This is a genomic window from Deltaproteobacteria bacterium GWC2_65_14, assembly GCA_001797615.1.
In the GTDB taxonomy this organism is placed as follows: Bacteria; Desulfobacterota; Deferrimicrobia; order Deferrimicrobiales; family Deferrimicrobiaceae; genus GWC2-65-14.
In genome coordinates, this window is record MGPV01000030.1 from 4,882 (window position 1) to 5,673 (window position 792).

Below are 792 nucleotides of genomic sequence, written 5' to 3' on the forward strand. Positions count from 1 at the left end.
GAGCGCCATCACCCGGGACAGGCGGATGATCTCGGGGCGGGTACCGACCACGGTCATCACTTTCATTCTTTTCACCGAAACCTCCCCTTCACCCCTGTTTGATTACCGGAACGAAGCATGTGTCCGGCCTCCCGGGGGCGAAGATCTGGTTGGCCCAGAACAGGCAGATCATCTCCCCTTCCCCGGTGTTCTCGATCGAGTGGGCGTACCCGGGGGGAATGTCCACCACCTTGATCGCCCGGTCGTCCACCGGGTAGTCGAGGATCCGGTCGGAATCGATCTGCCGGAAGCGGATCACACCCTGCCCCTGGATGACACAGAACTTCTCCAGCTTGGTGTCGTGGTAATGATTGCCGCGGGTGACCCCGGGAAGTGTCTTTGAAACAAAGATCTGGCCGAAATGTTCCGACTTGATCAGTTCGAAGAGCCAGCCGCGATTGTCGGTGTGGAGCTTGACGGGATAGCCGAAGCCGTCTTCGGGCAGGAACGACAGGTAGGTCGCATGCAGGCACTTCATGAGGTCTCCGCTCAGGTCGGGGACCGTCAGCGTCTCGCGGATGGCGTGCAGCCGGCGGATCCGTTCGGCAAGTTCCCCCAGGGTAACCCGGAAGGTCCGACCAACGCTGTAGCGCTGTCGCGAAGGATCCGCGGGGCCATCGAGGTGCCGCAGGAAAGCCGCCACCACGTCGTCGATGTACACCAGCTCCATTTCCCGGTTCGGGTCGTTGACGGCGATGTCGAGCCCGCGGGCGATGTTGTGGCAGAAGGTGGCGACCACGGTGTTGTAGTTGG

The 792-nt window shown here is 61.7% G+C and carries 2 pseudogenes (1 of these 2 only partly in view); both read right to left on the bottom strand.

What is annotated here, in order from left to right:
• Positions 1 to 75: pseudogene (locus A2X88_03965) on the bottom strand (UDP-N-acetyl glucosamine 2-epimerase); it reaches 1,016 nt to the left of the window's first position.
• A gap of 13 nt (positions 76 to 88) precedes the next feature.
• A pseudogene (locus A2X88_03970) lies at positions 89 to 792 on the bottom strand (capsular biosynthesis protein).